Source organism: Granulosicoccus sp. 3-233 (assembly GCF_052681095.1).
This window is the reverse complement of record NZ_JBQYLE010000003.1, coordinates 345,514-369,495: the sequence shown is the minus strand read 5'-3', so window position 1 is coordinate 369,495 and position 23,982 is coordinate 345,514. Positions and strand designations below refer to the sequence as shown.

General features: G+C 58.1%; 23 protein-coding genes and 3 tRNA genes. 21 read left to right on the top strand and 5 right to left on the bottom strand.

Going from position 1 to position 23,982, the window contains the following annotated elements; all coding sequences use genetic code 11:
• The first annotated feature begins 55 nt into the window (after positions 1–55).
• Positions 56–1,306: a lipoprotein-releasing ABC transporter permease subunit gene (locus tag ACUNV4_RS10950; protein ID WP_430878579.1), complete on the top strand. Its 1,251-nt coding sequence runs from the start codon at positions 56–58 to the stop codon at positions 1,304–1,306.
• Positions 1,299–1,997 (top strand): lipoprotein-releasing ABC transporter ATP-binding protein LolD, encoded by a 699-nt coding sequence (gene lolD / locus ACUNV4_RS10945; RefSeq protein ID WP_430878578.1) that lies wholly within the window; start codon positions 1,299–1,301, stop codon positions 1,995–1,997. The genes ACUNV4_RS10950 and lolD overlap by 8 nt, the downstream gene beginning before the upstream one ends.
• 6 nt (positions 1,998–2,003) lie before the next feature.
• Here the strand turns inward: lolD and ACUNV4_RS10940 are convergent, their stop codons facing one another.
• Positions 2,004–2,570 (bottom strand): DUF2062 domain-containing protein, encoded by a 567-nt coding sequence (locus tag ACUNV4_RS10940; RefSeq protein ID WP_430878577.1) that lies wholly within the window; start codon positions 2,568–2,570, stop codon positions 2,004–2,006.
• Positions 2,571–2,677: 107 nt separating this feature from the next.
• Here ACUNV4_RS10940 and ACUNV4_RS10935 point away from each other — a divergent pair, with 107 nt between their 5' ends.
• From ACUNV4_RS10935 to ACUNV4_RS10895, 9 genes are all read left to right on the top strand, one after another.
• A complete protein-coding gene (locus tag ACUNV4_RS10935) occupies positions 2,678–5,218 on the top strand; it encodes a DNA internalization-related competence protein ComEC/Rec2 (RefSeq protein ID WP_430878576.1) in 2,541 nt (846 codons plus the stop codon).
• A complete protein-coding gene (locus ACUNV4_RS10930) occupies positions 5,206–5,835 on the top strand; it encodes a MotA/TolQ/ExbB proton channel family protein (RefSeq protein ID WP_430878575.1) in 630 nt (209 codons plus the stop codon). The genes ACUNV4_RS10935 and ACUNV4_RS10930 overlap by 13 nt, the downstream gene beginning before the upstream one ends.
• Complete coding sequence (locus ACUNV4_RS10925; RefSeq protein ID WP_430878574.1) at positions 5,832–6,248, top strand: ExbD/TolR family protein; 417 nt, start codon at positions 5,832–5,834, stop codon at positions 6,246–6,248. Before ACUNV4_RS10930 ends, ACUNV4_RS10925 begins: the two co-directional genes overlap by 4 nt.
• 136 nt (positions 6,249–6,384) lie before the next feature.
• Positions 6,385–8,148 carry a lipid A export permease/ATP-binding protein MsbA gene (gene msbA / locus ACUNV4_RS10920; protein ID WP_430878573.1) on the top strand — a complete coding sequence of 588 codons (1,764 nt, stop codon included), beginning with the start codon at positions 6,385–6,387 and terminating at the stop codon, positions 8,146–8,148.
• 20 nt (positions 8,149–8,168) lie between these two features.
• Positions 8,169–9,275, top strand: a complete 1,107-nt coding sequence (gene lpxK, locus ACUNV4_RS10915; protein WP_430878572.1) for a tetraacyldisaccharide 4'-kinase — start codon at positions 8,169–8,171, stop codon at positions 9,273–9,275.
• A complete protein-coding gene (gene kdsB / locus ACUNV4_RS10910; protein ID WP_430878571.1) occupies positions 9,272–10,054 on the top strand; it encodes a 3-deoxy-manno-octulosonate cytidylyltransferase in 783 nt (260 codons plus the stop codon). The genes lpxK and kdsB overlap by 4 nt, the downstream gene beginning before the upstream one ends.
• Before the next feature lie 344 nt (positions 10,055–10,398).
• The gene (locus tag ACUNV4_RS10905; protein ID WP_430878570.1) at positions 10,399–10,764 is read left to right on the top strand and encodes a response regulator; all 366 of its coding nucleotides are present in this window, start codon (positions 10,399–10,401) and stop codon (positions 10,762–10,764) included.
• A gap of 9 nt (positions 10,765–10,773) precedes the next feature.
• Positions 10,774–11,112: a hypothetical protein gene (locus ACUNV4_RS10900; RefSeq protein ID WP_430878569.1), complete on the top strand. Its 339-nt coding sequence runs from the start codon at positions 10,774–10,776 to the stop codon at positions 11,110–11,112.
• Positions 11,113–11,181: 69 nt separating this feature from the next.
• On the top strand, positions 11,182–11,574 hold the full coding sequence (locus ACUNV4_RS10895; protein WP_430878568.1) for a response regulator transcription factor: 393 nt from the start codon (positions 11,182–11,184) through the stop codon (positions 11,572–11,574).
• A gap of 47 nt (positions 11,575–11,621) precedes the next feature.
• Here the strand turns inward: ACUNV4_RS10895 and ACUNV4_RS10890 are convergent, their stop codons facing one another.
• The 3 genes from ACUNV4_RS10890 to ACUNV4_RS10880 all read right to left on the bottom strand — a co-directional run bounded on the left by ACUNV4_RS10890 (position 11,622) and on the right by ACUNV4_RS10880 (position 14,426).
• Positions 11,622–12,815, bottom strand: coding sequence for a cupin domain-containing protein (locus ACUNV4_RS10890; RefSeq protein ID WP_430878567.1), 1,194 nt, complete (start codon positions 12,813–12,815; stop codon positions 11,622–11,624).
• 113 nt (positions 12,816–12,928) lie between these two features.
• Entirely contained in the window at positions 12,929–14,293 is a 1,365-nt protein-coding gene (purB, locus tag ACUNV4_RS10885; RefSeq protein WP_430878566.1) for an adenylosuccinate lyase, read from the bottom strand.
• A 56-nt stretch (positions 14,294–14,349) separates the two neighbouring features.
• Positions 14,350–14,426, bottom strand: a tRNA-Val gene (locus tag ACUNV4_RS10880).
• Positions 14,427–14,676: 250 nt separating this feature from the next.
• Between ACUNV4_RS10880 and thrS the strand changes: the two genes are divergently transcribed.
• From thrS to ACUNV4_RS10830, 10 genes are all read left to right on the top strand, one after another.
• Positions 14,677–16,614 (top strand): threonine--tRNA ligase, encoded by a 1,938-nt coding sequence (gene thrS, locus ACUNV4_RS10875; protein WP_430878565.1) that lies wholly within the window; start codon positions 14,677–14,679, stop codon positions 16,612–16,614.
• A 3-nt stretch (positions 16,615–16,617) separates the two neighbouring features.
• Positions 16,618–17,136 carry a translation initiation factor IF-3 gene (gene infC, locus ACUNV4_RS10870; protein ID WP_430878778.1) on the top strand — a complete coding sequence of 173 codons (519 nt, stop codon included), beginning with the start codon at positions 16,618–16,620 and terminating at the stop codon, positions 17,134–17,136.
• Positions 17,137–17,283: 147 nt separating this feature from the next.
• Positions 17,284–17,487: a 50S ribosomal protein L35 gene (gene rpmI, locus ACUNV4_RS10865; RefSeq protein ID WP_430878564.1), complete on the top strand. Its 204-nt coding sequence runs from the start codon at positions 17,284–17,286 to the stop codon at positions 17,485–17,487.
• 13 nt (positions 17,488–17,500) lie between these two features.
• Positions 17,501–17,860 (top strand): 50S ribosomal protein L20, encoded by a 360-nt coding sequence (rplT, locus tag ACUNV4_RS10860; RefSeq protein WP_430878563.1) that lies wholly within the window; start codon positions 17,501–17,503, stop codon positions 17,858–17,860.
• A gap of 215 nt (positions 17,861–18,075) precedes the next feature.
• A complete protein-coding gene (pheS, locus tag ACUNV4_RS10855) occupies positions 18,076–19,065 on the top strand; it encodes a phenylalanine--tRNA ligase subunit alpha (protein WP_430878562.1) in 990 nt (329 codons plus the stop codon).
• Between the two features lie 12 nt (positions 19,066–19,077).
• Positions 19,078–21,522, top strand: coding sequence for a phenylalanine--tRNA ligase subunit beta (gene pheT, locus ACUNV4_RS10850; RefSeq protein ID WP_430878561.1), 2,445 nt, complete (start codon positions 19,078–19,080; stop codon positions 21,520–21,522).
• Position 21,523: 1 nt separating this feature from the next.
• Positions 21,524–21,826 (top strand): integration host factor subunit alpha, encoded by a 303-nt coding sequence (locus ACUNV4_RS10845; RefSeq protein WP_430878560.1) that lies wholly within the window; start codon positions 21,524–21,526, stop codon positions 21,824–21,826.
• Complete coding sequence (locus ACUNV4_RS10840) at positions 21,804–22,163, top strand: MerR family transcriptional regulator (RefSeq protein ID WP_430878559.1); 360 nt, start codon at positions 21,804–21,806, stop codon at positions 22,161–22,163. The genes ACUNV4_RS10845 and ACUNV4_RS10840 overlap by 23 nt, the downstream gene beginning before the upstream one ends.
• A 111-nt stretch (positions 22,164–22,274) precedes the next feature.
• A tRNA-Pro gene (locus ACUNV4_RS10835) sits at positions 22,275–22,351 on the top strand.
• Positions 22,352–22,413: 62 nt separating this feature from the next.
• A complete protein-coding gene (locus ACUNV4_RS10830) occupies positions 22,414–23,646 on the top strand; it encodes a hypothetical protein (protein WP_430878558.1) in 1,233 nt (410 codons plus the stop codon).
• A gap of 253 nt (positions 23,647–23,899) precedes the next feature.
• Here ACUNV4_RS10830 and ACUNV4_RS10825 read toward each other — a convergent pair.
• A tRNA-Asn gene (locus ACUNV4_RS10825) sits at positions 23,900–23,975 on the bottom strand.
• Positions 23,976–23,982 lie beyond the last annotated feature (7 nt).

Sequence of the window (23,982 nt, the reverse complement as noted above, 5' to 3'; positions counted from 1 at the left end):
GTCAATTCACTACACTACGCGCGAACCTTGTCATCAGCGGCCGCTCTACAGGTACATGTTTCAACCATACGAACTGTTCGTCGGGCTGCGCTACACGCGCGCCAAGCGGCGCAATCATTTCATTTCCTTCATCTCCCTGGTGTCCATCCTCGGAATCATGCTGGGCGTGACCGCACTCATAACCGTTACATCGGTCATGAATGGTTTCGAGAAGGAAATGCGCGAGCGCATTGTCGGTGCCTCATCGCATGCCACGGTCACCGGTCTGGGTGAACCACTGCAGAACTGGCAGGAGGTGGCTGACATCACGATGACGCATCCCGAAGTCATCGGTGCCGCGCCCTATGTCGAAGGTCAGGTGATGCTGGTGCATTCGGGCCGATCCACCGGGGCTCTGGTGCGTGGTGTGCTGCCAGGCGAAGAGGGCAAGGTTTCTGAACTGGGTGACAAGCTCGAACAAGTGGATTCGCTGGATGTGGCTCTGCAACCGGGAGAATACGGCTTGCTGCTCGGCTCCGATCTGGCAGCCTATCTCGGCGCTTTCGTCGGTGACCGGATCATGGTGATCACGCCCGAGGCCAGTGTCACGCCGATGGGCTTCGTGCCACGAGTCAAACGCTTCACGGTCACCGGCATCTTCCGTTTCGGCATGTTCCAGTTCGACCGCAATCTCGCCGTGATGCATGCCGCGGACAGTGCCCGCTTGTTCAAGCTGGGCGAGGGTTATTCCGGTGTGCGGTTGAAACTCGAGGATACCGGTCGTGCGCCGCTGGTGGCGCGTGATCTGCGCGATGAATTGGGGTACGACTACTATGTCAGTGACTGGACCCAACAGAACGCCAATTACTTCCTGGCCGTGAAGATGGAAAAGACCATGATGTTCATCATCCTGTCGATGATCGTGGCAGTCGCTGCCTTCAATATCATCTCCACGCTGGTGATGCTTGTGCAGGACAAGCAGGCAGATATCGCCATCCTCAGAACACAGGGCGCATCGCCGGGCAGCATCCTGTCCATCTTTGTCGTGCAGGGGACTCTCATCGGTGTGCTGGGTACGGTCTTCGGTCTGATCGGCGGCATCCTGTTGGCCAGCAACATCGATGTGGTGGTGCCCTTCATCGAACAGTTCACCGGCCCGGTGTTGAACCCGGAGGTGTACTACATTGACGAGATGCCTTCGGATCTGCGCAGCAGCGATGTCATCAAGGTGGGGCTGATGTCCTTCGGCCTGTCTCTGCTGGCAACCATCTATCCTGCCTGGCGTGCATCACGTACCGACCCTGCGAGGGCACTGGCTTATGAGTGAACAAGGCGAGATCGTACTGGCGGCGCGCAATCTGGGTCATCGCTATCAACAGGGAAACCTGTCAGTGGATGTGCTCATTGATGTGTCTCTGGCCATTGCCAGAGCGGAGCGCGTGGCAATCATCGGCAGTTCCGGCAGTGGCAAGAGTACCTTGCTGCATCTGCTGGGCGGGCTGGATACACCTACCACCGGCTCCGTGGAATTGGCCGGGCAGGAGATATCCGCGTTGAAACAGACCGCTCGTGGGCGCTTGAGAAATCAGGCCGTGGGCTTTGTCTACCAGTTTCATCATCTGCTGCCCGAGTTCAGCGCTGTCGAGAATGTCAGCATGCCCCTGCTCATCCGTGGCGAGTCCCGCAGCGTGGCCGCTGAGAAGGCATCGGAGCTGCTGCAACGGGTAGGTCTTGGCGATCGGCTGGCACACAAGCCGGCCGAGTTGTCCGGTGGAGAGCGTCAGCGTGCGGCCATCGCCAGAGCATTGGTCAATCAGCCGGCGGTGGTGCTGGCCGATGAGCCAACCGGCAATCTGGATGAGGATACGGCCGGTCGTGTCTATGAACTGATGCTGGAACTCAATCGTGAGCTGGGTACCAGCTTTCTGGTGGTGACCCACGACACCCGACTGGCCGCGCGCATGGATCGTGTGCTGCAACTGACCCACGGCGTGTTGCAGGAGGTCGCCCCCGAGTGAGCGGTTTCAGTCCTGCTTCCTGAGGTGCCGGTGTTTTCGCTGGCGCCAGCGACGCAGTGCATGAATCCGCCAGATGAGCAGGGTGGCACTGAATCCCAGTACGGCCGATATGCAGGCGCAGAACAGCATGCCGGTCAGCAGTGTCGGCCATGCCTGTCCGGCACTGACCAGCAGGCTGTGCGTGCTGAAGCTGAGTGGTTCGGCGAACACGGGTTTACCCAGAATCATTGACCCACTGCGCCAGGCTGCATAAAGTAGGGGGGCAAAGGTCAAAGGATTGGTGAACCACACCATGACCACGGAGACAGGCACATGGACGCGCAACACGGCGGCGATGACCGCTGCCAGCAGCATTTGCAGCGGAATGGGAATCCAGCTGACAAACAGACCCACGGCAACACCGCCCGCAACGGAGCGTCGGTTGAGGTGCCACACCATGGGCTGGGCGAAGGTATTGCGCGCCCAGCTGCGCAGGGCATCGGGATGTGTCTCCGAGCCACCAAGTTGCAGGTGCAGCTTGCGACGCAGTGTATGCGAGTCGGGCAGGCGATTCTTCAACCAGTTACCGGACACGATCAGGCCTCTCGCAGGGTGGCCTGTCCAGTCGACTGCGATGCAGGGATTCCGGCAACGCCTCTGCCGTCAGAGGGGCGGAGGCCCATGTTGCCGGTGCTCCGCTGATGGCGTTGTTCGCATCGGTTCTTCTGGCGAGCTTGGTTTTCATTCTCGGTCTCGGCTCGCTACCATCGCCTGCATCGCTGTTGCTGGTGGTTCTTGCACTGTCGGTAGTCGGCATTTACAGGGTCGGCCTGAGGCCTGCAGTGCTGGGGAGTCTGGTTGCAATTCTCATGCTCAGCGTCACCTTCCTGGAGCTTTCGGCCAGGCAGTTGCGCGGAGCCGATATCGGGGTTGATACACGGATAAAGGTACAGATTACCAGCGTACCTCAACGAGAAGTACGTCGCCTCCGATTCGAGGCAGATGTGCTCGATTGTCTTTCCTGTGCTCAAGAACTGGGCCCACGCCGGTTGCAGCTGAGCTGGTATGGAGCCACACCGACACTACAGGCGGGTGACGTGTGGCTTTTGACCGTGCGCCTGCAGCCGATGACGGGGCTGCGCAATCCCGGAGGATTCGATCGCGCCAGATGGGCCATCGCCAACGGTTTGGATGCCAGGGGGTATGTGAGGAACAAGCCGCCCGCGGAACGCCTGGCTGCAGCAAGTGGGTACGAGATAGCCGCCATTCGTGAGCGCTTTGCGCAGCGTCTGGCCAGTGTCGAGACGGCAAATGAGCACCTGGGACTGGTTCAGGCGCTGACACTGGGGATTCGCGATGGGGTCGATCGATCGGTCTGGGATGTATTGCGGCAGAGTGGAACGGCGCATCTGCTGGCAATTTCCGGTTTGCACATCACCTTGCTGGCGGGTTGGGCCTACGTGCTGGTGCGTTGGCTGGCAAACCTGCTGCTGCGCCGGGTTGTCAGGTCCGATTCCCTGCTGAGTGAGCTGGATGCGCGCTCCCTGGCTCTGATGGCGAGTCTGTTGGTCGCCATTGCCTATGCGCTGCTGGCAGGCTTTGGTCTGCCGGCGCAGCGGGCAGTACTCATGCTGTCCGTCTGGGTTTTCGCCGGGTTGCGATCACGAGTCATCGGGACGACACATGGACTTTCGCTGGCTCTGCTGCTTGTCCTGTTGCACAACCCGCTGAGTGTACTGTCGGTGGGTTTCTGGCTGTCCTTCGGCACGGTCGCGGCATTGTTCTATCTGCATCACGGGCATCTGCGACCGGTACCAGCTCCCGTGCAGTCGGATACATCGACGGTCATGCAAGGGCTGACCACACAGCTGACAGCACGCCTGCTGCCAGCACTTCGCACCCATGTATTGCTCGGATTGCTGTTGTTGCCGGTGACAGCCTGGTTCTTTCAGAGCGGTTCCATCATCGCTCCACTGGCCAATCTTCTGGCTGTCCCATGGGTTGGCGTGGTCGTGGTGCCCTTGTCGTTTCTGGCCTTGCTGTTCAGTCAGTGCCTGCCGGCGCTGGCAGGCAGCGTGTTGTGGCTTGCGCAGTGGTCAATCGATGTCTTGCTGAGTCTGCTGACCCGGCTTGTCGAGTGGCTGGCCGGTTCCGTGACCTTGCTCATGCCATCGGTCAGCGTCACACTGTTGTGTCTGGGCGGACTGCTGGTACTGTTGTGTCCTCGTGGTCTGGGCCTGCGCTGGCTGGCCCTGCCGCTGTTGCTACCGGCGATCAGTTTCAATCTCCACCGACCTCCGCCGCAGGGCTTCGAAGCACATGTGCTGGATGTCGGCCAGGGCCTGGCCGTGCTGATATTCAGTGGCGAGAAGACCTTGCTGTTCGATACCGGTGGCAAGATCTCCAGTCAACTCAGCATGTTCGATGCGGTGGTGATGCCCTTTCTGCAGTCGACAGGCAGACGGCACATCGACACGCTCGTGGTGTCTCATACCGACGAGGATCATGCCTTCGGTGTGCCCGATGTGCTGCAGCGTTTCCCCGATATCCGGCTGATCAGCAGCGCACCATTGCCGGGGACCATGTGGTTGCCTGATCAACCAGCGCACGGCAACACCGGGAATCTGCCGACGGTGGAAGCCTGTCATGCCGGCCTGCAGTGGCGTGATGGCCAGACGGTATTCAGTGTCCTGCATCCGGCGGCGGGGGATAGCGGGTCGGATAACGATCGATCCTGCGTCATGCTGATCCATCACGGTGCCAGTCGCGTGTTGCTGACAGGGGATATCGAAGCCGGAGCCGAAGCACGGCTGGCGGCCCGTCTGCAGGCGGTACAACGCAAGGCTTACGGTCATGCCGGCGCATTGCCGGTAGATCTCATGATTGCTCCTCATCACGGTAGCAACACCTCATCAACCTGGCAGCTGCTGTCTGCCGTGCGGCCGGAACAAGTCGTTTTCCCTGCGGGTAACCGCAATCGTTATGGTTTCCCTCATGTCGATGTACAATCACGTTACCTTTCGCTAGGTGTGACTCTGTTCACAACTGGTACGGAGGGTGCAGTATCTTTTTCGTATGGTCTGCCGGGTGGCGGCCTATCGCCATCAAGCTGGTGGCATTCGCACCGTCGCTTCTGGCACGGAATCGTTAATTCAACCTGTTCCGAGAGATTTTCGGAAGGGGCTCTATGGTTGCGCATGCTGAAGCTTGCGCACGAAGGACAGAAACTGTGTGGGAAATAGTCACTGCGGGCGGCTGGTTGATGTTGCCCATTGTTGCGTGCTCGGTAATCGCGTTGGCCATTGTCGGAGAACGACTGTTCTCGTTGCGCAATGAAAGAGTTCTGCCCGCCAACCTGGTCGCTGACGTATGGCGCATGGCCAGCACCCGGCAGTTGACAGAGGAGAAGATTCGCGAGATCCAACAGGGGTCGCCACTGGGTCGAGTACTGGCGGCCGGTTTGCACAACCGCACGCATGATCGCGAAATCATGAAGGCTTCCATCGAAGAGGTAGGCGGCCATGTGGCGCATGAGCTGGAACGCTATCTGAATGCCCTGGGTACCATCGCTGCCGTGACTCCATTGCTGGGATTGCTCGGCACGGTGGTAGGCATGATCAGTGTCTTCACCAACATCACCACCGTCGGTGTCGGAAATCCGGCGCAGTTGGCGGGCGGTATCTCCCAGGCCTTGATCACCACGGCTGGTGGCCTGATGGTGGCCATTCCGACGCTGATGTTCCATCGATACTTCCGCCGCCGCATCGATGGTCTGGTGGTGGATATGGAAAAGGAATCCCTGAAGCTGGTTGATGTACTGCAGAAGCGTCAGGCGCAGGCAAGGGTCACTCAGGCATGAAGTTCAAGCGAGAACCGCGTGAGGAGCTGGAACTCAACCTCACGCCCTTGATTGACGTTGTGTTCCTGTTGCTGATCTTCTTCATGGTGTCGACCACCTTTCAGAAGGAGTCGGAGATATCACTGCAATTGCCACGTGCCAGCGATACCGAGACGCAGGCGCCGGAGGAGCGCATCGAGGTGGTGATCAACGCGGCGGGACGCTATTTCATCAATGATCAGGAGTTGGTCAAGACCGATGTGGCCAGTCTGCAGAATGCCCTGTACGAGGTCTCGGGAGGCAAGCGTGATCTGCCACTGACGATACGAGCGGATGCGCAGGCGCCTCATCAGTCGGTGGTCACTGCCATGGATGCTGCCGGTCAACTGGGGATGCTGAGAATGTCGATTGCCACGTCACGTACTGCCGATTGATCAGTACGGACTGGCGATTACGCCTGTTTGCTGCCATAGTCAGGCACCACGCATCAGCATTTCAAGAAACAGTCATGTCCTCAGTTTGCATCCATCGATCTCCAACAGCCAGCCGGAGGGCTGAATTTCCCGGTCAGTGCATGACGGGCAACTAGTGGCGATGGAACCGGCGGTCGCCGGCAAGGAAACCTATGGTCGGCTGCTCCGTTACGTCAAGCCGTATCGCCGGGAATTTGCCATTGCCGTGATCGGCATGGTGGGCTACGCAGTCACCGATACTGCCTTTGCTGCCCTGATGAAGCCGATGCTCGATGGCAGCTTCGTGGAACAGGATCAGCAGGCCATTCTGCTGGTGCCCCTGATGATCATCGGCATCTTTGTACTGCGCGGTATCGCCGGCTTTGCCTCGACCTACTACATCGCCTGGATAGGCTGGCGCGTCATCAAGCAATTGCGCGGCGAGATATTCGAAAAGTATCTGACACTGCCAACCTCGTTCTATGACAAGGCCTCATCCGGTGAACTGATCTCGCGCATCACCTTCAACAGCCAGATGGTTGCCAATGCGGCCAGCAGCTCTCTGACCGTCATGGTGCGCGACAGTCTGACTGCCATCGGCCTGTTCGGACTCATGTTCTACCAGAGCTGGCAGTTGTCACTGGCCTTTCTGGTGATCGGACCGATCATCGGCATCATCGTGTCGCGCGTCAGTCGACAGTTCCGTGCAATCAGTCGCAGCATCCAGGGATCGATGGGGGATGTCAGCCACGTGATTCAGGAAGCAGTGGAAGGTGCACGAGTGATCAAGATCTTCGGTGGTCAGGAAGAAGAGATGCAGGCCTTCCAGCTGGCCAATGAACGCAATCGTGCCTTCAACATGAAGGAGACCGTGGTCAAGGCCATGAACGAGCCGATCGTGCAACTGCTGGTAGCGCTGGCACTGGCCGTCATCGTCTATATCGCCTCCAGTGGAGAGGTTGCCGATCGCATCTCCGTGGGCAGTTTCATGTCGTTCATCACCGCCATGCTGCTGCTGTTCGCGCCATTGAAACGCATGACGACACTCAACAGCCAGATTCAGAAAGGCATAGCGGCGGGCGAGAGTCTGTTTGCTATTCTGGATCTGGAGTCGGAACTCGATCTGGGCACCCGCGAACTGGAGTCCGACATACGCCGTATCGAGTACCGTGATGTCAGTCTGCGGTATCAGGAAGGCAAACCGTCGGTGCTGCGCAATGTCAGTCTTGCGATCGACAGTGGTGAGACCGTGGCATTCGTGGGTGAATCGGGCAGTGGCAAGACATCACTGGTCAATCTGCTGCCGCGGCTGTATGAGCTGGAAAGCGGGGAGGTCCTGGTCAATGGTCATTCGGTGGACGATTATACGCTGCAATCCCTGCGCAGCCGAATTGCCACGGTCAGCCAGGATGTCATGCTGTTCAATGACACGATTGCCAGCAATATCGCCTACGGCAGTCGTGACTCGATCGACGAGCAGGCCTTGCATGCCGCCTGCAAGGCCGCTCATGCACACGACTTCATTTCACGTTTGCCGGATGGCTATGAAACCATGGTCGGGGAAAATGGCGTGATGCTCTCGGGAGGTCAGAAGCAGCGTGTTGCCATTGCCAGAGCCCTGTTGAAGAATGCACCGATCCTGATTCTCGACGAAGCCACTTCGGCCCTGGATACCGAATCGGAACGCAAGGTTCAGCAGGGGCTGGACGCTTTGATGGCAGGCCGGACGACGCTGGTCATCGCTCATCGCCTGTCGACCATCGAACAGGCTGATCGCATCGTGGTGATGGATCATGGCGAGATTGTCGAGGTAGGCAATCATCAGGAACTGCTGGCGCGCAAATTGCATTACTACAAGCTGCATCAATTGCAGTTTCGTTGAACTAGGCGATTCTCCGGCGCATGAAGTCATTGCCACGATTCTGGCAGCTGCGTAGCTGGCGAGCCTGTGTCCTGTGGCCGATATCGTGGCTCTTTTCCTGGCTTCTGCGTGGGCGCCGACTGCTGTATCGCCTGGGCGTGCTGCGTACGGTGCCATCCCGACTGCCGGTTATCGTCGTCGGTAATCTGTCGGTTGGCGGTACCGGCAAGACGCCGCTTTGCGCTGAGCTGGTGTCCCGGTTCCGGCAGGCGGGCTGGAAGCCAGCCATTGTCAGTCGCGGCTATGGTGGTCCGCGATACGAACAGCCGCACTTGCTGACGGACGAGGATACGCCGAGCACGGCAGGGGATGAGCCGGTCATGCTGTATCAGCAGTGCGCGGTGCCGGTCTGCGTCTGTGTTGATCGAGCGGCGGCGGTTGCGCGTATCGTCAGGGATACCGATGCGGATGTGGTCTTTTCCGATGATGGGCTGCAGCATCTGCGCATGGAGCGTGTGGCCGATATCGTGGTGATCGATGGCGTGCGCGGCCTGGGAAACCGTTGGCTCATGCCGGCCGGCCCCTTGCGTGAACCCCCGTCGCGATTGGCCGCAGCCGATCTGATCGCGATACAGGCTCCGTTCACTGGCAAGGAGCCGGCAGACGACTGGCTGCACCGGTCGCTGCAGAAGGTTTTCGGACGCCACGTTGACGGTGAGGTGCAGAATCAGACTTTTCAGTTACTGCCGGGCCGATTGCGCCAGTTGAGTTCCGGGCAGTGCGTCGACATGGCCTCGATGGTCGGGCGCCGCGTGCATGCCGTGGCGGGTATCGGCAACCCCCAGCGCTTCTTTGACAGTCTGGCAGCCTGTGGGCTGCAGGTCGACGCCCATCCCTTGCCGGATCATCATCGATTCACGCTGGATGATCTATCCTTTGATGATGATGATCCGGTATTGATCACGTCGAAGGATGCCGTCAAATTGCAGGCCATGACCGGCCTGACTGACAAGGTCCATGAAGTTGCTGTGCAGATACAGTTGAACGATGAGCTGGCCAGGGCAATCGATGCGTTGGAGCGAACATTGCGTCAGTCCCGACAGACCGATTGCCTGACACCACATTGCAGAGGATTCTCCGGTAGATGAACGAGCTGGCCTATACCATTGTCATTCCCGCCCGATATGCATCCAGCCGCTTTCCGGGAAAACCGCTGCATTTGCTGAACGGCAAGCCGATGATCCTGCATACGGTGGCCAGAGCGCGTGAATCGGCAGCCGAATCGGTGGTCGTTGCAACGGATGATGAACGCATTTTCTCGGTCTGTGCCGATGCGGGTGTCGATGTGCAGATGACTGACAGGGAACACCCCAGCGGTACGGATCGCATTGCCGAGGTCGCCCGCAGCAGGCACTGGCAACATGACCGACTGATCGTCGGTCTGCAAGGTGATGAACCGGCTACGCCAGCCCATCATCTGGACATGCTGGCCGCCAATCTCGAACGGGTGAGAGATGCCGACATGGCCACCCTGTGCATGCCGATCGAGGACATGCAGGATTATCGTGACGTCAACCGGGTCAAGGTGGTGCGAGACAGTCGAGACATGGCCCTGTATTTCAGTCGTGCATCCATTCCAGTGCGTCGAGATCTGAGCACGGCAGCGGGAGCCGCTGTCGACAGCTTCCCGGCCTCGTTCCTGCACATCGGCCTGTACGCCTATCGCTGCGGCTATCTGCTGAACTATCACGCGCTGCAGGCCTGTGCCCTGGAACAGGAAGAGCAGCTCGAACAACTGAGAGTGCTCTTTCACGGCGGCAGGATTCATGTAGGGCAGGTAGAGCCTAGTCGTGCGCGTGGCATCGATCACCCCGATGACGTGTCCGTTCTCGAACCTGTGCTGGCTTCGCATTTCCAGTCTCCCTGAGGGAATGGGCCAGAGTGCCCGAGTGCCCGAGTGCCAGGTGCCAGGTGCCAGGTGCCAGGTGCCAGGTGCCAGGTGCCAGGTGCCAGGTGCCAGGTGCCAGAGTGCCTGCAGCCTGTCCGTAGTTGTTGCTGTGACCTGTGGCGGTAACACCGTGGCGGCGTGCGTGGTCGAGCGATAACCGGATTCAGCTCACAGCCAGTCGGAGAGGCAGCTCCCAGAACCAACAAGTAACTTGTTGATAACGTGACCTGACCGAATACCGTGCTCAGGAGCCTGAGTGTCTCTGCCGTTAGCCATCCCAAGCGTTGTTGCGCAATTGAGTCGGCTACGACAGAAGAATAAAAATGACACAAACCATCCTGCTCGTTGAAGATGACAAGAAAATCACCATGGCCCTGTCGCTGCGACTGCAGGCCATGGGGTACAAGGTGGATTCTGCCGCCGATGCCGTCTATGCCATGAAGGCTGCGGTTCGCTGCCAGCCTGAAGTCATCCTGCTGGATATCAATCTGCCCGGTGGCAATGGCTTCGTCGTGGCTGACCGCTTACGAGCGTCGGCAAATCTGGGAATCACTCCGATCATTTTCATCACGGCCAGCAAGGATCCGGAAATGCGTCGGCGAGCGGCAAGTTACGGAGAAAGTGCCTATCTGGAAAAGCCCTTCCAGGCTGCGCAGTTGGTGGAAGCCATCGACAAGTTCACCCATTGAGTGACTCCGATGTTGCACTCTGAGGAACATGCGATCCTGCTTCACGATATACGTGCGGCCATGCTGAACCATTCGGGTCTGCACAAGGAGGTGCAGGATTCGCTCGTGCAATTGACCGAAGTGCTGCAATGCCTGGTACCGGCGGGGGAGGGAGAGCATGGTGAGAAATCCAGCTGCGATGTGGAAGGGCTGAAGCAGCAGGTCAACGAACTACTGGTCGAAGATGTAGAGCAGTGCATGCCGATGTTGCAACTGTCGTCCGACAGGCTGTCCAGGCTGCTGTCGACGATGGTGCGCGACGTCATCCCGGCAAGGGCGGGCGGCGATGCTGCCACCCCCAGTGACTGATTTGCCGAATCGCACTCGAAGAATCAGGATCGGCCTTGCGACGTCCGGAACATTTACCAGAGAACACAGATGGGAAAGCGAATACTGCTTGTAGAAGATGACAAGTACATTGCTCTTGCCTTGAAGATCCGTTTGCAGGCAGAAGGATTCCAGGTTGCCGTCGTCAATGACAAGGCCGCAGCCTTTCGCGAGGCAGGGCAGCAACCGCCGGATATCGCCCTGATCGATTTCAACCTGCCGGACGGCACGGGTTTCGAAGTCATGGGGGGATTCACCAGCAATGTACGCACAGCCTCCGTCATGAATATCATCATGACAGCCAGCAAGCAGCCCGGGCTGCGCAGCGAGGCGATGATGGCCGGTGCCATCGACTATTTCGAAAAACCGTTCAAGTCGGCGGATCTGATTGCCTGCATCGCAACACTTTCACAGCGGCCTGCTCTGGGTGGCATGGCGTCCTGAGGCGCAATGCCGAGTTGGCCTGGTGCCGAGATGCCGAACGTCATACGCTATTGTTCGTCCTGTTCGTCCTGTTCGTCCTGTTCGTCCTGTTCGTCCTGTTCGGCGGCAATCAGCACCCCGGAGTGCACCAGTTGTTGCAGTAATTCGTGATCCTGCGCCTCATGCGTTTCCCGATTCAGTTCGAGGCAATGACCGGGTGTTGCCAGTTGCATGGCGAGATCCTGGCTGCAGGCATGAGTCTCACCATCGATGTACAGGGTTACCGCCGCGGATGCCTGATCCAATGACCGTCGCCACGCCACACGGCTGAACGGGGATAGCATCCAGAATCGGCATTCGGATGCCTCGGTCTGTGGTACGTCATTGTCCGATACTTGCGTGACATTCACCGATTCGGTCAGAAAGCGGCCTGTCAGATCTGCCAGAACCTCACTGTCCTGCTTGAGCGCCTCGTGCCATATCCGGGCAAAACGTTGCAGTGCCTCGGCGTCGATTTCTCCGGGCAGGGCGGGCCTCGTGATGTGATCGGTGTAACGCTGTTGCGGCAGACCTTCGGCAATCATCTCCGCCAGTCGCATCACGAAATCGGCGTGGGTGGGCGCTCTGAATCCGATCGACCAGGTAGTACAGGGTTCTGCACAGGCTACACCGTGATGAGGAACGCCCGGTGGCAGGTACAACAGGTCGCCCGGTAGCAGCTCCCAGCTGTCGCTGGCATGGAAATCGGCGAGGATGCGCAATTCGGAATCGGGCAGCAAGGCGCTGGAGCGGTTGGCATGCTGGTCGATGGACCAACGTCGAGAACCACTCGCCTGCAGGAGAAAGACGTCATATTCATCGATATGAGCGCCAACCGACGCCCCGGGTGGCGCATAGCTGACCATCAGGTCATCGATGCGCCAGCTGGGCAGGAAGTTGAATGGTTGCAGGTAAGCGGCAAGTTCCGGTAGGTGTTTGTCGACATCGGTCACCAGCAAAGACCAGTCATTGCCTGTCAGCGTCTCGAAGCGTTCCGCTTCGAAAGGCCCGTGCTCCAGATGATAGGCGCCACTGGTATCGCGAGTGATCAGACGCGGTGTCGTTTCGGGCTCCAGCGACAATCCCGCCAGTTCGTCTGCCGGCAGAGGCGTGTCGAATGATGGCAGAGCCTGTCGGATCAGTAGCGGCTTCTTCTGCCAGTACTCTGCCAGGAAACGCGCTTCGTCAAGCTCATCTGGCCACTGGATACGGGCGTGATTCATGACGGTTCATCCTGAGATTGACGTTGCCCGTCCAGATGGCCAGGCAGTGGAAATCGATGACTGAACGTTGAGGGCGGACGTGCAGGCGATCACTGCCGAGGCCGCTTGATGCGTCAGATATCGCGCGCCAGTGCAGCGGCCTGGCCGGTATAGGCGGCCGGTGTCAGCGCCAGCAGGCGTTGCTTGTCCGTCTCGGGGATGTCCAGGCCCTCGATGAACTGGCGCATCAGGGCTTCACTCATGGCATTGCCACGGGTCAGGTCTTTCAGAGCCTCATAGGCATTGGCAACGTCATGACGACGCATGACAGTCTGTACCGGCTCTGCCAGTACTTCCCAGGCGCCATCAAGGTCGGCCGCAATGGCTTGCTGGTTGACGCCCAGCTTGCCCATGCCCTTGAGCAGCGAATCCACTGCAATCTGTGTATAGCCCGCACCAACACCCAGGTTGCGCAATACGGTGGAATCCGTCAGATCACGTTGCCAGCGGGAAATCGGCAGTTTGCGGCTGAGGTGATCGAACATCGCATTGGCCAGACCGAGGTTGCCTTCGGCATTCTCGAAGTCGATCGGGTTCACCTTGTGTGGCATGGTGGATGAACCGATTTCACCGGCGACCGGCTTCTGTGACAGGTAGCCCAGCGAAATGTAGCCCCAGCAGTCGCGACACAGGTCGATCAGCGTCACGTTGAAGCGAGAGACGGCGTCGAACAGCTCTGCAACGCAATCATGAGGCTCGATCTGCGTGGTATAGGGGTTGAACTCCAGTCCGAGACTGGTGACGAAACGCTCGGCGAAGGCGGGCCAGTCCATATCGGGATAGGCGCTCAGGTGTGCGTTGTAGTTGCCTACGGCTCCGTTGATCTTGCCCAGCAGTTCAACCTCGGCAATGGCCTTGCGTTGTCGCTTGAGACGCGCAACGACATTGGCGAATTCCTTGCCCAGTGTTGTCGGGCTTGCGGTTTGACCATGGGTGCGGCTGAGCAGGGATACGTCCGCGTGTTCGTGGGCGAACGCGGTCAGCACTTTGAGAACCGCATCACAGGCCGGCAGCAGGATGTCCTGGCGGTAGCGTGCCAGCATGCAACCGTAGGACAGATTGTTGATGTCTTCCGAGGTGCAGGCAAAATGCACGAACTCGCTTTTGGCGGCCAGTTCCGGTACCACTTCCAGCTGTTGCTTGATGAAGTATTCGACCGCCTTGACGTCATGATTGGTCGTACGTTCAATGGTCTTGATGGCGGCGCCATCCTCGACACTGATCTCGCCAATGGCCAACAGTTTCTGGCGTGCCTCTGCCGATACGGGAGGCAATTCCGGAATATCGGGGCTGTCCGAGAGAGCAAGAAACCAGCGAACCTCCACTCTGACACGTTCGCGAATCAGGGCATACTCACTGAAGCATTCACGCAAAGGGGAAGTACGGGCCGCGTAGCGACCGTCTATAGGGGAAACGGCCGTCAGTTCGTTAAGAGACACGAATTTCGCTACTTGATGATGTACGTTGGAAACTCACAACGTTCTTGAAGGGATATTGGTAGGCGCGATTGGATTCGAACCAACGACCCCCACCATGTCAAGGTGATGCTCTAACCAACTGAGCTACGCGCCTGCCGTTGGGGCGTATTCTATGGAAGTGTTTTGTCGGGGTCAACACTCAAGACCATCTATTTTTCAACCCGATCGAATTTTCTTTCATTGAGCGCCTGACGACTCTCCATGGTCCATCGAGCTTCGCCTGGCGTCCACTCGGTAAGTGATTTGCAGTAGTATTCGTGCCTCACGATCACACGTGGCCTCACGTAGTGGCCACCACTGACAATTTAAGTGACCTCTCGTACGGGTCACCACTGGAGATCAACATGCCTGTCATTACTCTGCCTGACGGTAGTACTCGTCAGTACCCTGAAGCCGTTTCTGTCATGGATGTGGCTGCCGACATCGGCCCTGGCCTGGCCAAGGCAACCCTGGCCGGCGTTGTCGATGGACAACTGGTGGATGCCAGCCATCTGATGAACGACGATGCCACCCTGTCTGTCGTCACCGCCAAGAGCGACGAAGCCCTGCCTCTGCTGCGTCACAGCTCGGCTCATCTGCTGGCTCAGGCCGTCAAGCAACTGTTTCCCTCGGCGCAAGTGTCCATCGGACCGGTTATAGAGGACGGCTTCTATTACGACTTCGACTACGAGCGCTCGTTCACCCCGGAAGATCTGGAGAAGATCGAGGCGCGCATGAAGGAGCTTGCCGAGCAGGCCATTCCCGTCGCGCGTTCCACCATCGAGCGCGATGATGCCATTGCCTATTTCAAGGGGTTGGGCGAAGACTACAAAGCAGAGATCATCGAGGACATTCCGGCTGGCGAGACACTGTCTCTGTATGCGCAGGGAGATTTCACGGATCTGTGTCGGGGGCCTCATGTACCCAATACCGGTCATCTGAAAGCGTTCAAACTGACCAAGCTGGCGGGCGCCTACTGGCGTGGGGATTCCAACAACACCATGTTGCAGAGAATCTATGGCACGGCCTTCGCCAATCCCAAGGAGCTCAAGACTCACCTGCACAATCTGGCGGAAGCCGAGAAGCGCGATCATCGGCGCATCGGCAAGCAGCAGGATCTGTTTCATCTGCAGGACGAAGCACCGGGAATGGTTTTCTGGCACCCCAAGGGCTGGGCCATCTATCTGGCCGTTGAGCAGTACATGCGCGAGCAACAGATTGCCCATGGCTATCAGGAAATCCGGACTCCGCAGGTAGTGGACTTCTCTCTGTGGCAGAAAAGTGGCCATGCGGACAAGTTCGGTGACGACATGTTCACTGTTCAGACCGACGATCGTCAATATGCGGTCAAGCCGATGAACTGCCCCTGTCACGTCCAGGTGTTCAATCAGGGGCTCAAGAGTTACCGGGATCTGCCGCTGCGTCTGGCAGAGTTCGGTTCCTGCCACCGCAACGAGATGTCAGGTGCGTTGCACGGGATCATGCGGGTACGTGCCTTTACCCAGGATGACGCCCATGTGTTCTGTACAGAAGAACAGATTCAGTCGGAGGTCAGTGATTTCATCGATTTTCTGCACACCGTCTATGAGGATTTCGGTTTCACCGAGGTGATCTACCGCCTGTCCACGCGGCCGCCCAAGCGAGTCGGTAGTGATGAGGCCTGGGACAAGTCGGAGAAAGCGTTGGCCGAAGCGCTTGATGCCAAGGGCTTGCCCTGGGAAGAATTACCGGGAGAGGGTGCGTTCTATGGTCCCAAGATAGAATTCTCGCTGAAGGATTGCATTGGCCGGGTCTGGCAGTGCGGCACGATGCAGGTGGATTTTTCGATGCCGGGACGTCTGGATGCGAGTTATATCGACGAGCATGGTGAGCGTCAGGTGCCCGTCATGCTGCACCGGGCCATCCTGGGATCTTTCGAACGTTTCATCGGAATTCTCATCGAGAACTTCGAAGGCAAGCTACCCTTGTGGCTCTCGCCGGTACAGGCGGTTGTCATGAATATCACCGACAAGCAGTCACAATTTGTTGAAGAAGTGGCAGAAGTGTTGCAAAATAGTGGGTTACGCGTGCAGACCGACGTACGCAATGAGAAAATCGGCTTCAAGATCCGCGAATGGACGCTGCAACGCGTACCGTATCTGCTGGTTGCCGGAGACCGTGAAGTAGAGAGTCGATCCGTGGCCGTGAGAACCCGTGACGGCAAGGATCTGGGTGTTTTAACTTTGGATGAACTCAATTTGATGCTTGAACAAGAGGTCGCAAGCCGCGGCCGAGCTGTGAATACAGCCGTGCAGGAGGGATGACGTATTTCCGCTAAAAAAGTAAACCGGAAGAACGACGAGATAGACGTCTCCGAGGTGCGACTCATTTCTGCGGAAGGAGAGCAGATTGGCGTTGTCCCTCTGGAAAGAGCGTTGGCAACGGCGCGAGAGGCGGGTCTGGATCTGGTAGAGATCTCGCCGAATGTTTCGCCACCTGTTTGCAAGATCATGGACCACGGCCGGTTCAAGTTCGAAGCCAACAAGAAGCAGAACGCTGGTCGCAAGAAGCAGAAGACTGCCCAGCTGAAGGAAATAAAATTCCGCCCTGGTACCGAAGACGGCGATTATCAGGTCAAGCTGCGTAATCTTGTGAAGTTTCTGGAGCAGGGCGACAAGACCAAGATCACATTGCGTTTTCGCGGTCGGGAAATGGCCCATCGTGAGCTGGGTGCCAAGCTTCTGAAGCGCGTAGAGATGGATTTGTCGGAGCTCGGTACTGTCGAGCAGTTCCCGAAGCTCGAAGGACGGCAAATGGTCATGGTAATGGCGCCCAAAAAGCATTAAGATGTACGGCTGAGTTCAGGGTCGAAGCCGGAATTGCCGACTTCGGGTCTGAGTTCAATGATTTCCATCGCGCTGGCGTACTGACACTACGACGCCACCGGTGTTTGTCACTCGGGGTTCTGCCCCTTCAATTTCAGGAGTCAAACAGTGTCCAACAAGCAAAAGTCCGTGTCTGGAGCCGCCAAGCGGTTCAAGCGCACCGGTGGTGGTGGTTACAAGCGCAAGAGTTCGCACATGCGCCACATCATGACCAAGAAAAGCACCAAGCGTAAGCGTCATCTGCGTGGTGGCGACATGGTTCACGAGAACGATGTTGTCCTCATCAAGCGCATGCTGCCCAACCTTCGCTAGGAGTTTTTGAGAAATGCCAAGAGTAAAACGCGGCGTCACTGCGCGCGCCAGTCACAAGAAAGTTCTCAAGCAGGCGAAAGGCTATCGTGGTGCCCGTAGTCGTGTCTTTCGTGTCGCCAAGCAGGCCGTAACCAAAGCCGGTCAATACGCTTACCGTGACCGCAAGGCGAAGAAGCGTACTTTCCGTCGTCTCTGGATTGCACGAATCAATGCGGCCGCTCGTGCCAACGACATCACCTACAGCCGCCTGATGCAAGGCCTGAAGATTGCCGGTATCGACATCGATCGAAAGATGCTCGCAGATCTGGCCATCGCTGACGATGCTGCATTTGTGGCCATTGTCGATAAAGCAAAGGCCAGCTTGCCAGCCTGATTCAGGGCTAGAGCTACCGGGTTGACCAGTCCTGCTGGTTCCCGGTCACTCGCAACATCATTGCTTTATCGACCGGGGGAATGCCGACTTTGTGCGGTATTCCCCTTTTTTGTGGCGGCTTGCAAGAGCTGCCACGCAAGCGTCTGATCGTGTCGAATCCGCATCTCCGGAGTCGTCACGATCCCATCTGCACACGACACGGGATGAACTGACCAATGTCACTGGACCTAGATAGCCTGATCACCGAAGCTGGCCAAATGGTCGGCGATACTGCCTCGCTGGACGCGCTCGAAAACGTGCGTGTCGAGCTGCTTGGCAAGAAGGGCCGATTGACAGGTGTCCTGAAATCCATCGGCTCGCTGCCACCGGAAGAGAAGCCGGCTGCCGGCCAGGCGGTCAACAAGGCCAAACAGGCTGTACAGGCACTGATCGATGAGCGACGACTGATACTCGAGGATGCAGCACTGGCAGAGAAATTGTCAGCCGATGCGCTGGATATCACGCTGCCGGGTAGCGGACAGCTCGCCGGAGGATTGCATCCGATCACGCTGACCATCGAACGCATCTCGGCACTCTTTGGGCAACTCGGATTCGAAACGGCCATCGGCCCGGAAGTCGAGGACGATTACCACAATTTCGAGGCCCTGAATATTCCCGCGCATCATCCGGCGCGTGCCATGCACGACACCTTCTATTTCGATGTCAACCGTTTGCTGCGGACTCATACGTCATCCGTGCAGATTCGGTACATGAAGTCGGTCGAGCCACCGCTGCGAGTCATTGCACCGGGCAGAGTGTATCGCTGTGATTCGGACATGACGCATTCTCCGATGTTCCACCAGATAGAAGGATTGCTGGTTGATCGAGACATTGCGCTGACCGATCTCATGGGGCATCTGGAGCAGTTTCTGAAGCTGTTCTTTGATCAGGATGAGTGCGACATCCGCTTTCGCCCTTCCTATTTTCCGTTTACAGAGCCATCGGCCGAAGTGGATATCCGGATCAACAAGGGTCCCTGGATCGAGGTTCTGGGCTCTGGCATCGTGCATCCGTCGGTATTCCGTTCGGTGGGTATCGATACCGAAGCCTTTACCGGATATGCCTTCGGTATCGGTGTGGAGCGCATGGCCATGTTGCGCTACGGCGTGACCGATCTGCGGCAGTTCTTCGAGAACGACCTGCGTTTCCTTTCCCAGTTTCACTAAGCGAGATACCCCATGAAATTCAGTGAAAAATGGCTCCGGGAATGGGTCAACCCGCCCGTGGACACCCAGACGCTGGGCGAGCAGCTCACCTTCATCGGCCTGGAAGTGGACGAGATCGTGTCGGCAGCGCCCGAGATGAAAGGCGTGGTGGTCGCTCGCATTGTCAATATCGCGCAACACCCGGACGCCGATCGGCTGCGAGTGTGTGAGGTCGATGCCGGTGGCGAAGAGTTGCTTCAGGTGGTCTGCGGTGCGCCCAACGCTCGGGCAGGTCTGACAACGGCGTTGGCTCAGGTTGGTGGGAGACTGCCCGATGGTACCAAGCTCAAGAAGGCAAAGCTGCGTGGTCAGGTATCCATGGGTATGTTGTGTTCGGCCATGGAGCTGGGCCTGTCCGAAGAGCGGGACGGTATCATGGAGTTGCCCGAGGACGCCCCGGTGGGTGTCGAACTGGTCGAGTACCTGGAGCTGGATGATTCCATCATCGAGATCGAACTGACCCCCGATCGCGGCGACTGTCTGAGCATTCGCGGCATTGCCAGAGACCTGAGCGCTCGTAACGACTTGCCACTGCAGTCACACGAAGTTCAGGAAGTGCCGGTGCAGACCGAAGAGCAGTGGTCGGTATCGGTTGATGTGAAAAGTGCCTGTGCACGCTTCACCGGACGCATGATCACCGGCATGAATCCGGGGTGTTCCAGTCCGGGCTGGATGGTGGAGCGTCTGCGACGGGCCGGGGTGAGGTCCATCAGTCCGGCGGTGGATGTCACCAACTACGTCATGCAGGAACTGGGGCAGCCCATGCATGCCTTCGATGCAGACAAGCTGCAGGGGGGGATCCAGGTTCGGCTGGCGCAGGCAGGGGAGCGTCTGGTGCTGCTCGACGGTCGTGAAGTCTCGCTGGACGAGGAAACCACCATCATCGCAGATGATCGTGGTCCCATCGGCATTGCGGGAATCATGGGGGGCGAGTCCACCGCTGTGGATGAGAACACCACGAATATCTTCTTCGAAAGCGCGCTGTTTCTTCCCGAGGAAATTGCGGGCAAGCCGCGCCGTTATGCCAGCCATACGGAATCTGCACATCGTTTCGAGCGTGGTGTGGATCCGGCAGGGCAGCGAGAAGCGCTGGAATATGCCACTGCTCTGATGTGTGACATCGCCGGCGGCAAGGTGGGTCCGGTGCTGGATTGGCAGGAGCCGACCCGCATGCCCGCCAGGGTGGGTGTTCTGGTGCGTCGCTCTCGACTGGCGCGGGTGCTGGGTATCTCGCCGGAGCCCGAGGTGGTTGCCACGATCTTTTCACGCCTGGGAATCAGTAACGAGACACGCGAGGAAGGTTGGCAGGTCAGCGCGCCCAGTTATCGCTATGACCTGGCCATCGAGGAAGACTACATCGAGGAAGTGGCCCGTATTCTGGGCTATGACGCGCTGCCCAGGACATCGCCGGCACATCGGCCGATGTTGCGCGCGGTGCCGGAAACGGTGTTGTCGCCGCTGGCCAGCAAGCGTTTGCTGGTCAACCGCGGCTATCAGGAGGTGATTACCTACAGTTTCGTTGAAGCGACACGACAACAGCTGCTGCGCCCCGATCTGGACGCCTTGCCGCTTGCCAATCCGATTTCCTCCGAGCTGGGTGTCATGCGCACCACGCTGGTCGGCGGGCTGCTTGCCACCTTGCAGCGAAATGTGGCGCGTCAGATCAGCGCCATGGCCCTGTTCGAAACCGGGCTGCGATTTCTATCCAATGAAACCGGCAAGCCGGACGCCGATCTGGATGACTATCTGGCGGCCGATCACGGTGCCGATCAGCAGAGTGATGCCGGCGTTCGCCAGCAGAACGTGATTGCCGGTCTGGTGGCAGGCCGACGCCAGTCCGAGAACTGGAATGCCATGGCCACGGCAGCCGACTTCTTCTCCATCAAGTCGGATATCGAAGCTCTTTTCGATCAGGCCAACGGTATGAACGTCCGCTACGTTCCCACCGACCTTGCCATGCTGCATCCGGGCCAGCGAGCCGGCATCGAGATTGATGGCCGGCAGGTGGGTTATGTCGGTGCGTTGAATCCGGCGCTCCAGCAGGCGCTGGATCTGGATGTGATGCCGCTGGTCTTCGAACTGTCGCTGCATGCGCTGGCGACCAGTCGCGTGCCGCGGGCTCGTCCCATGTCCCGCTTTCCGCAGGTACGACGCGATATCGCCCTGCTGGTTGACGAGTCTGTCAGCTATCAGGATATCGTCGATGTCATTCGGAAGCAGGCTCCAACGATCCTTCAGGACGTTCGTCTGTTCGATGTCTATCAGGGCGAGAAGGTGGAAGAAGGCAAGAAAAGCATGGCCTTAGGCTTGATTCTGCAAGAGTTTTCACGCACTCTAGAGGACAGGGAAGTGGAGCAGGTAGTCGCCGGGATCGTTGCGGCACTGGCTGCTGCACACGGTGCGGTTCTAAGGGTATGAGATGGCGCTAACCAAGGCAGCAATGGCGGAAATGTTGTTCGACGAACTGGGGCTCAACAAGCGTGAGGCCAAGGAGTTTGTCGAAAACTTCTTCGAAGAGGTGCGCGTCGCTCTGGAAAACGGCTATGACGTGAAGTTGTCGGGGTTCGGCAACTTCGTGCTGCGCAACAAGAGCCAACGACCGGGACGCAACCCGAAAACCGGCGAAGAAATTCCGATTTCTGCCCGGCGAGTGGTGACATTTCGTCCAGGCCAGAAACTGAAAACACGGGTGGAAGCTTATGCTGGAAATCAGCAACAATAACGAACTCCCCACCATTCCCAACAAGCGCTACTTCACCATTGGTGAAGTCAGCGACCTGTGCATGGTCAAGCCGCATGTACTGAGGTACTGGGAGCAGGAATTTCCGGATCTGGAGCCGGTGAAACGCCGTGGCAACCGACGCTATTACCAGCGGCACGATGTCATGCTGATCCGGCAGATTCGCAGTCTGCTGTATCAGGATGGCTACACCATTGGCGGAGCCCGTCAGCATCTGGCAGGGGATTCGGTCAAGGATGATAACGCGCAGTCGCAGCAGATGATCCGACAATTGCGCTCGGAGCTGGAAGACCTGCTTCGCATTTTGCGGACCAGTTGACAGTTGCGCGATCGATGGCTTGTTTGTGAAAAAAAATCGCTCATCATGGCGATTTTTTTCGTTGTAACACCACAATTGGTGTGGTTCTTACGGTAAGCTTCTGTGCTCTGGCGGGGCGTGGCGCAGTCTGGTAGCGCACCACAATGGGGTTGTGGGGGTCGGAGGTTCGAATCCTCTCGCCCCGACCAGTCTTAAGGAGTCTGTCAGCCTGCCGATTACTTCTGGTAGTCAGGTGTCAATGGAGTCCAACATGCACGCAGACGAGCTGCGCATGGCCGTCACGAAGGTCGTCGATATTCTCAACCAGACCGATATCCGGTCTGCTGTTGATCGGTATCGTTCGTCCCGAGGTGATCAGCGTACTGCAGCGGCAGCACGTCTGGGGCATGCAGGAGCTGTCATCATGGAGCGTATAGACTCCATGTCGGCCGCTGAAAAACGAGTAGTGAAATGCCTGCATCTCGAGTCTCTGGCTTCTACAGACTATTGGCAGGGCCTGTTGGGCAATGTCGAGAACACTCGCGAGCATCAGGCTGAAATCGTTCGGCTGGCAAGCCGAGTCATGTTCGCCACCAGTCATCTTCCCGGCATGGTCTCTCTGCTGGACTCCCAGGATTCCGCACCCGCGGTTGACAGTCACTCGGAAGAATTGCAGGCGGGTGAGGGCGGATTGCACATCCGGCTGACGGACGCTGGTGAAAAGGCGGCTGATCCCGATCGTATTGCGCGCGCCATCGACGGTGTCGACATGTTGTATTCGGCCTGTGCAAGCATTGCACGCAAACCGGCCATGGACCTTCGCATGGACGGCATTCTGGGCAAGAGAAATCATGACAGGGAATTGCATTTCACCGGCGAGCGGGATGCCATGGCGGCTGTCTATGCGGTCATCGATTCCATCCCTGCTGCGCTGGCTGACATCGATCCCGATCGGGATATCGATCTGGATGCAGTCGTACAGTCCCTGCCCATCTTCGAGGATCTGAACACACTGGCCTCTCTGGGCACCTTCTCTCGAAAGGATCTCAAGGACATCAGCGATACCATGCACCAGGGAGCTCTGCTCGCGCTGGAAAGCGGTGTCATTCTGATCGACAAGGCCATCAGGACCACCAGTTCTTCGACGGGTACGCCAGATGGCTCGGAAGCCGCATCAGTACGTCCGGTTTCATCACCGGATGCCGCTCAGGAGCATCATTCCCTGACAGGTGACAAGCCAGCCGACCAGCCGAATGCGGCATCGCCCATTGTGGTCGCACAGGAAGATGGTGATGTCGAGCGTGATGAGCATTACGACCGCTATCTGCGCGAGAGGGAGGCCTTGTTGCAACAGCCTGCCGCAGACGCTGATGTCAACGGTCATGGCATTCCCACGCTGAATGTCGCCTCACAGGCTGAGCAGGCAGAACGCTCCGATGATCAGATGCGTCGGGAAGCGGTTGATGAACTGCTGAAGTCGCTGGGTCAATCGCGCAGCAGCTGATTTTTCCACCTCGGGCAGTCCATCCGGGGTTGGCTCCAGATTCCAGCTCTGTCCGCCGTCGAGCGGGTTGACCGGCCGTTTCTCCTGTAGCACTACCGCTCTTGCGGCGATCGCCTGGAAAGGCTGCAGCAGGCAGGTCTTTGCCGTCGTCGAATTCGCGCCCTTGTGGGTGACAGGCTGAATCGCGTGAGGTGGATTTAACGTCCGGTGAAAAGCAAAAAAGCCCTGCACTGGCAGGGCTTTTTCAGGTGTCTGGCTCCCTGGGACGGGCTCGAACCGCCGACCCAATGATTAACAGTCATTTGCTCTACCGACTGAGCTACCAGGGAATGGGTA